This is a genomic window from Fibrobacter sp. (genome assembly GCF_045112255.1).
Lineage (GTDB): Bacteria > Fibrobacterota > Fibrobacteria > Fibrobacterales > Fibrobacteraceae > Fibrobacter.
The window spans coordinates 1-7,384 of record NZ_JBGUHR010000081.1 but is presented as its reverse complement, the minus strand read 5'-3'; the positions used below and the strand labels follow the sequence as shown (position 1 = coordinate 7,384).

The 7,384-nt window shown below is 50.2% G+C and carries 7 protein-coding genes and 1 pseudogene; all 8 read left to right on the top strand.

Translation table 11 applies throughout. The features are described from left to right. Positions 1-128: 128 nt before the first annotated feature. Complete coding sequence (locus ACJMM9_RS11145; protein WP_002584326.1) at positions 129-674, top strand: AAA family ATPase; 546 nt, start codon at positions 129-131, stop codon at positions 672-674. Positions 675-870: 196 nt separating this feature from the next. Next, positions 871-2,451: a MobQ family relaxase gene (gene mobQ, locus ACJMM9_RS11140; protein WP_002584325.1), complete on the top strand. Its 1,581-nt coding sequence runs from the start codon at positions 871-873 to the stop codon at positions 2,449-2,451. A 65-nt stretch (positions 2,452-2,516) separates the two neighbouring features. Next, positions 2,517-3,161 (top strand): CHC2 zinc finger domain-containing protein, encoded by a 645-nt coding sequence (locus ACJMM9_RS11135; protein WP_002584324.1) that lies wholly within the window; start codon positions 2,517-2,519, stop codon positions 3,159-3,161. Next, the gene (locus tag ACJMM9_RS11130; RefSeq protein WP_002584323.1) at positions 3,130-4,467 is read left to right on the top strand and encodes a virulence-associated E family protein; all 1,338 of its coding nucleotides are present in this window, start codon (positions 3,130-3,132) and stop codon (positions 4,465-4,467) included. The genes ACJMM9_RS11135 and ACJMM9_RS11130 overlap by 32 nt, the downstream gene beginning before the upstream one ends. A gap of 241 nt (positions 4,468-4,708) precedes the next feature. Further along, positions 4,709-4,906: a hypothetical protein gene (locus tag ACJMM9_RS11125; protein WP_002592708.1), complete on the top strand. Its 198-nt coding sequence runs from the start codon at positions 4,709-4,711 to the stop codon at positions 4,904-4,906. Then, positions 4,907-6,577: a recombinase family protein gene (locus ACJMM9_RS11120; protein ID WP_002584321.1), complete on the top strand. Its 1,671-nt coding sequence runs from the start codon at positions 4,907-4,909 to the stop codon at positions 6,575-6,577. A 91-nt stretch (positions 6,578-6,668) separates the two neighbouring features. Beyond that, positions 6,669-6,749 (top strand): annotated as a pseudogene (locus tag ACJMM9_RS11115) (Maff2 family mobile element protein); the annotation flags it as partial. 12 nt (positions 6,750-6,761) lie between these two features. Next, positions 6,762-7,384, top strand: a 623-nt coding sequence (locus ACJMM9_RS11110) for a VirB6/TrbL-like conjugal transfer protein, CD1112 family (protein ID WP_405326817.1), incomplete at its 3' end; no start/stop codon positions are given.

The window sequence follows — 7,384 nt, the reverse complement described above, 5'->3', positions numbered from 1 at the left end:
CAAAATACGGATAATTGCGTAAGAACCTCTAAATTAAAATAATTGTATGGGTTAATTCCAGCTTTACAGAGACTCAAATTCCAGTTTGTAGAATTAAGAAAATCGTAATTTGTGGAGGTAAAATATAGATGAATCAAGGTAGAATTATTGTAATCACAGGTGCGCCGGGGACAGGAAAAACTACAACGGCATCTGCTGTTGCAAAAGAATCAGATTTGGAAAAGTCTGTGCATATGCACACAGATGACTTTTATCATTATTTGAGTAAAGGGGCAATACCACCGCATTTGCCAGAATCAAATGAGCAAAATTTGATTGTCATTGAAGCGTTTTTAGAAGCTGCGAAGCGATATGCTCGTGGTGGATATGATGTAATTGTTGACGGTATTATCGGACCGTGGTTTTTAAAGCCGTGGCAAAGTCTTGTTCGGGAACATTATGAGGTGCATTATATTATTTTAAGGGCAAGTAAGGAAGAAACCTTGAAGCGAGCTGTTGAACGCTCAAAGTTAGACCGAAAGACAAATATCGAATTGGTAGAAACCATGTGGGAGCAATTTTGCAATCTGGGAATATATGAATCGAATGTTATAGATACGACCACTTATTCCATTCAAGAAACTGTTTCCGCAGTACAAGAAAAAATCGCAAGTAGGGCAGCGTTGTTGTCTTAGATTGTTTTGGTGCAATTCCAGTTTGTTAGCTTTACATCGGGTCAACTTGTCCCGAACTTTTACAACTAAATACCCGCCGCTCACACAGTGGCACACCGAGCAGGAAATCTGAAAAAGGTCTCCTGCTTTTTTTCTGCCCAAAATGAGGTGGTAAAACGCCACCCCATCCACCAATTAGCGAAAGGAGGGACACGAAATGCCTTGTCCACACAACGAAATCACGATTGTTCAGCGCAGCCAGCGGCAGTCTGCGGTTGCCGCCGCTGCTTACCAAAGCGGCGAAAAGCTGTTCTGTGAATACGACCAGCAAGTAAAGCACTACCCGGAAAAGCGTGGTATCGTCCACAATGAAATCCTGCTCCCGGCAAATGCTCCACAGGAATATGCAGACCGCAATACTTTATGGAATGCCGCCGAAGCGGTGGAAAAGCAATGGAACTCCCAGCTTGCAAGGCGGTGGGTGCTTACCATTCCCAGAGAGATACCGCCCGACCAGTACGCTGTCCTTGTACGGGAGTTTTGTGAACAGCAGTTTGTTTCCAAAGGCATGATTGCTGATTTTGCCATCCATGACCCCCATCCGCCGGGACACAATCCCCACGCCCATGTCCTGCTGACCATGCGGGCAATGGATGAACATGGAAAATGGCTTCCCAAGAGCCGCAAGGTTTATGACCTTGACGAGAATGGGGAACGGATAAAGCTGCCGTCCGGCAGGTGGAAAAGCCACAAGGAGGATACGGTGGACTGGAACGACCAGAAGTATTGTGAAATCTGGCGGCATGAATGGGAGGTTATCCAGAACCGCTATCTGGACGCCAATGACCGCCCGGAGCGTGTGGACTTGCGTTCCTATGCCAGACAGGGGCTTGATATAGTCCCCACTGTCCATGAGGGGACTGCTGTCCGGCAGATGGAAAAGCGAGGTATCCAGACGAATATCGGCAACCTGAACCGGGAAATCAGAGCCGCCAACCGCCTGATGAAGTCCATCCGGCAGCTTATCCAAAACCTCAAAGGCTGGATTACCGAGCTGGGAGAAAAACGGAAGGAGCTGCTTGCACAAAAGGCGGCGGAGGAAGCGACACTTCTTCCCAATCTGCTGATGAAGTATATGGAGATACGAAAGGAAGAACGGAAGGACTGGACAAGGGCTGGACAGAACCGGGGAACTTCACAGGACTTAAAGGCAGTCAGCGAAGCCCTGTCCTATCTCCGGCAAAAGGGGCTTTCCACTGTGGAGGACTTAGAAGCGTTTCTGGAATCTTCCGGGAAATCAGCCGCAGATTACCGCAATCAGATGAAGCCAAAGGAAGCCCGGAGCAAAGTGATTGACGGGATTCTTGCCAGCCGGACAGACTGCAAGGAATGTAAGGCTGTCTATGAGAAGTACCAGAAGATATTTTTTAAGAAAATAAAGGGGAAATTCAAACAGGAACACCCGGAGGTTGCCCGGTATGAGAAAGCCGCTGACTACCTTGCCAAGCACCCGGACGATAAGGATAAAACGAAAAATGAGTTGCAACAGGAGCAGGAAACGCTTCTCAGCGAAATCGCAGAGCTGAAAGTACCACTGACCGAGGTACAGGAGGATTTGAAGAAGCTGCGGGACATCCGCTACTGGGTACGGAAAGCCACACCCGGCACAGAGGAAAGCAAAGAGCCGCCCAAGAAGCAGCCCATCAAAGAAGTCTTGCAGGATAAGACTGACGAGAAAAAAGCACAAAGAACCGCCCCGGCACAGGAGAAACACAGACAACAGGATATGGAACTTTAACAGGCACTTGCCATTTTCAATTAGAGAATGTCAGGTGCTTTTCTTATTTTCAAGGAGGGATAGATTTGAATGTATTCGAAGCTGTGAAGCAGTCCGTCACAACAAGACAGGCTGCGGAGTATTATGGAATCCATGTAGGTCGGAACGGGATGGCTTGCTGCCCGTTCCATAACGATAAAACCCCAAGCATGAAGCTGGATCGGCGTTACCATTGCTTCGGCTGCGGTGCGGATGGGGATGTGATTGATTTTGCCGCCGCCCTGTATGGGCTGGGAAAGAAAGAAGCCGCCGTACAGCTGGCACAGGACTTCGGGCTTTCCTATGAGGACTGGAAACCGCCGGGAAAGGTAAAAAAGCCCAAGACCCGGCAGAAATCCCCGGAGGAACAGTTTCAGGAAGCAAAGAATCGCTGCTTCCGTATTCTTGCCGATTATCTCCATCTGCTGATGGCATGGAGAACGGACTACGCCCCGCACTCCCCGGAGGAAGCCTTTCATCCCCGGTTTGTGGAAGCCTTACAGAAGCAAGCCCAAGTGGAATATCTGCTGGATGTGCTGCTGTTCGGGGAAACAGAGGAAAAAGCGGATTTGATTACGGACTACGGAAAGGATGTGATACAGCTTGAACAGCGAATGGCAGAACTTGCAGCCGCAGACGCAGCAAGAACTAAAAAACACTATGAACGCCATGCAGCCGCCCCAGAGCGTTGAGGAAATCAAGGCGGGGCTGGAAACCACCGAGAAAGGCGGTGTCCGTCAGAGCATACGGAACTGCCTGACCGTATTCCAACGTGACCCTCTGCTTTCAGGGGCTATCGCATACAACATCCTGACTGACCGCAAGGACATCATAAAGCCCATCGGTTTTCACAGAGAAAGCACCGCCCTGAACGATACGGACATGAAGTATCTGCTTCTTTATCTGGAAGAAACCTACGGGCTTACCAATGAGAAAAAGATTGATAACGCCATCGGGATTGTGGCGAATGAAAACAAGTACCATCCCATCCGGGACTATCTCAATACCCTTGTGTGGGACGGGACAGAGCGAATCCGCTTCTGCCTGCGGCACTTTCTGGGGGCTGACGCAGACGATTACACCTATGAAGCGTTGAAGCTGTTCCTGCTGGGTGCAATCTCACGAGCCTTTCAGCCGGGGTGCAAGTTTGAAATCATGCTCTGTCTGGTAGGCGGTCAGGGGGCTGGAAAGTCCACCTTCTTCCGGCTGCTGGCAGTCCGGGACGAGTGGTTCTCCGATGATTTGCGGAAGCTGGACGATGACAATGTGTACCGCAAGCTGCAAGGTCACTGGATTATTGAAATGTCGGAAATGATGGCAACCGCCAACGCCAAGAGCATTGAGGAAATCAAGTCATTTTTAAGCCGGCAGAAAGAGGTCTACAAGATACCTTATGAAACCCACCCGGCAGACCGCCCCCGTCAGTGCGTGTTTGGCGGCACTTCCAATGCCCTTGACTTCCTGCCCCTTGACCGTTCCGGCAACCGCCGCTTTATCCCGGTCATGGTGTACCCGGAGCAGGCGGAAGTTCACATTTTGGAGGATGAAGCCGCTTCCAGAGCCTATATCGGGCAGATGTGGGCGGAAGCGATGGAGATTTATAAAAGCGGCAGGTTCAAGCTGGCTTTCAGCCCCGCCATGCAGCGGTATCTCAAAGAACACCAGCGGGATTTTATGCCGGAGGACACCAAAGCCGGGATGATACAGGCGTATCTTGATAAATACACCGGGAGCATGGTCTGCTCCAAGCAGCTCTATAAGGAAGCCTTGAACCATGCTTTTGACGAGCCGAAGCAATGGGAAATCCGGGAAATCAACGAGATTATGAACCAGTGCATTTCCAGCTGGCGGTACTTCCCAAACCCAAGAATGTTTTCCGAATATGGCAGACAAAAGGGCTGGGAGCGTGAAAACCCGGCAACGGACTCCGGCAACCCGTCTGAAAAAACGATGGACGGTTTTGTGGAGGTCACAGAACAGATGGAGCTTCCATTCTGAAAAGGACAGCCCGTTGCACCCCCTGTTGTTATCCCGTTGCCGAGCCGGTTGCCGGGAAAAACCCCTTATTTCCGGGCTTTTCTCCCTTATAACAACCAAAACAACAAAAAAATAAAAGAAAAGTATAAATAGTAACCATCGCCAGATTGAGATTGTTTGCAAGGTCTTTTGAAGTCCGTTGCCGGACTTCGTTGCCGACACCCTCTGTCTGGCTATTTTCATGTATGGAGGATAACTGCCTATGGCAAAAAACAAAACAGAGATTCATGTGACCACTGTATTTGACGGGGAGCTTGACGCCACTGATGTGTTCGTCAGCCTGATTTCCCAGAAATACGGAAAGACAAATGCAAAAGAATATCTTGCTAAAAAGAAAGATATAGGCTATAATGAAGATGAGGTTCAAAAGAGCCAGATACCGTCTGGATTGTGTGGGTAAATGGCTATGATGAACGAAATGGAATACAGAACAATCGGTTCGGCACTTGCCGGGGGTTATCGTGCGGCGGTCTATTGCAGGCTGTCAAAGGACGATGACCTGCAAGGCGAAAGTGCCAGTATCGCAAACCAGCGTGATATGCTGGAAAAATACTGCGAAAAGCAGGGATGGGAGGTTGTGGCAGTCTATCAGGACGATGGCTTCACAGGTCTTAACATGGAGCGTCCTGACCTACAGAGAATGTTGAGAGCCATTGAGCGCAGGCAGATCAACCTTGTCATCACGAAAGACCTCAGCCGACTGGGGCGTAATTATCTGCAAACCGGGCATTTGATTGAGGACTTTTTCCCAAGAAACGGTGTCCGCTATATCGCCATGAATGACGGCATCGACACCCTGCGGGATAACAACGACATTGCCCCGTTCAAGAATATCCTGAACGAGATGTACAGCAAGGATATTTCCAAGAAAGTCCATTCCTCTTATCTTCTGAAAGCGCAGAAAGGACAGTTTACCGGGTGTCTTGCCCCGTTTGGGTATCGGAAAGACCCGGAGGACAAAAACCATCTGCTCATTGACGAGGAAACCGCCCCGATTGTGCGGCTGATTTTCGGATATGCCCTGAACGGTCATGGTCCGAACTATATCCGCAGACGGCTGGAGAAAGAAAAAATCCCCTGCCCTACATGGTGGAACCGGGAACGGGGGCTTCGCAATACCCGCACCAAATGGGAAAAGAAAGACCCAGAAAACGGGCGGTATATGTGGGACTTCTCCGTTATCAAAGACCTTTTGATGAATCCCGTCTACACCGGGGCGATTGCTTCCCAGAAAAAGGACTACCGCTTCAAAATCGGCACGATTGGGGAAAAGAAGCCGGAGGACTGGATTGTGGTGGAGGGACAGCATGAACCGCTGATTGACAGCATGAGCTTTGACATTGTGCAGAACAAGCTGAAATCCCGCCAGCGTCCGGGGCAGACCAATGAAATCAGCCTGTTTGCCGGACTGTTAAAATGCGGCGAGTGTGGGAAGTCGCTGACGGTACGCTACACAAACGCTAAACATCCCCAGCGGATTTACTCCTGCAAGACCTACAATGCCTTTGGAAAGAACCACTGCACCCAGCACCGGATTGATTATGACACCCTTTACAGCCATGTGCTGCGGAAAATCCGGGAATGTGCCAGAGCTGCCCTGATGGACGGGGAAGCGGTTGCCGACCGCCTGACCAATACCTGTGAAGCCGAGCAGCGGGAACAGCGGGAAGCAATGGAACGCTCCCTTACAAGGGACGAGGAACGGATTGAGGTTCTGGACAAAATGGTCATGCGGCTTTATGAGGATATGATTGCAGGGCGTATCAGTGAGCAGAATTTCAACACCATGCTGGAAAAGACACAGACCGAGCAGACGGAGCTTAAAACAAAAGTGTCCGAGGGCAGAAAGCGGCTGTCCGATGAAGTCCAGCTTGCCAATGATGCAAAACAATGGGTGGAAGCCATTCAGGAATACGCCAACATCACAGAGCTGGACGCAGCCACCCTCAACCGCTTAATCAAAGAAATCGTTGTGCATGAGCGCATTGACGAAGATAAAACAAGACACATTTCTATCGAAATTCATTTTAATCTCAAACCCATCCCGGAGGTGGAACAGGTCACTGCCTGACCTGTCCCGCCGGGACGGTTCTCTTAACAACACCATATAGATTTTTTGTACGCCGCCGCCCGCCATCGAGCAGAGTTTTTACACCTAATTGGGGATGAAACAGCTCATGGCGGGTGGCGGCATCATCGTGCTGGGTACTACCCTGATCCCCCTGCTGTCTACCCTGTTTTAAGGGCAGCGGCCTATGGGTATTCTCACCGAATGGATCACGGAATGGCTCAAAGAGCTGTTGATCTCGGGGATCATGGACAACCTCGAGGGGCTGTTTGACACGGTGAATACCCGGGTCGGGGAAATATCCGTACAGGTGGGAACGACCCCGGCGGCATGGAACGCCGGGGTTTTCTCCCTGATACGGCAGCTTTCCGAAACGGTCATTTTGCCGATTGCCGGACTGATCCTAACCTTTGTCGCAACCTATGAGCTGATCCAGATGATCCTGGAAAAGAACAATATGCACGAGTTCGACGTGGCGAATATCTACAAGTGGGTATTCAAAACGACTTGTGCCATCCTCATTCTCTCCAACACCTTTAATATTGTCATGGCGGTTTTTGACGTTTCCCAAAGCGTGATCGCAAGCTCGGCGGGAATTATCGGCGGCAGTACCGATGTCACCCCGGATATGCTGGACACGCTGGAGGCCAGTCTGGAGGCGATGGAACTTGGCCCTCTGCTGGGGCTGTTCCTGCAATCCTTTGTCATTAAGCTGACCATGTTTGCCCTGAATATATTTATTTTCGTGATCGTGTATGGCCGTATGGTGGAGATCTATCTGCTGACCAGTCTGGCCCCGATCCCCGTGGC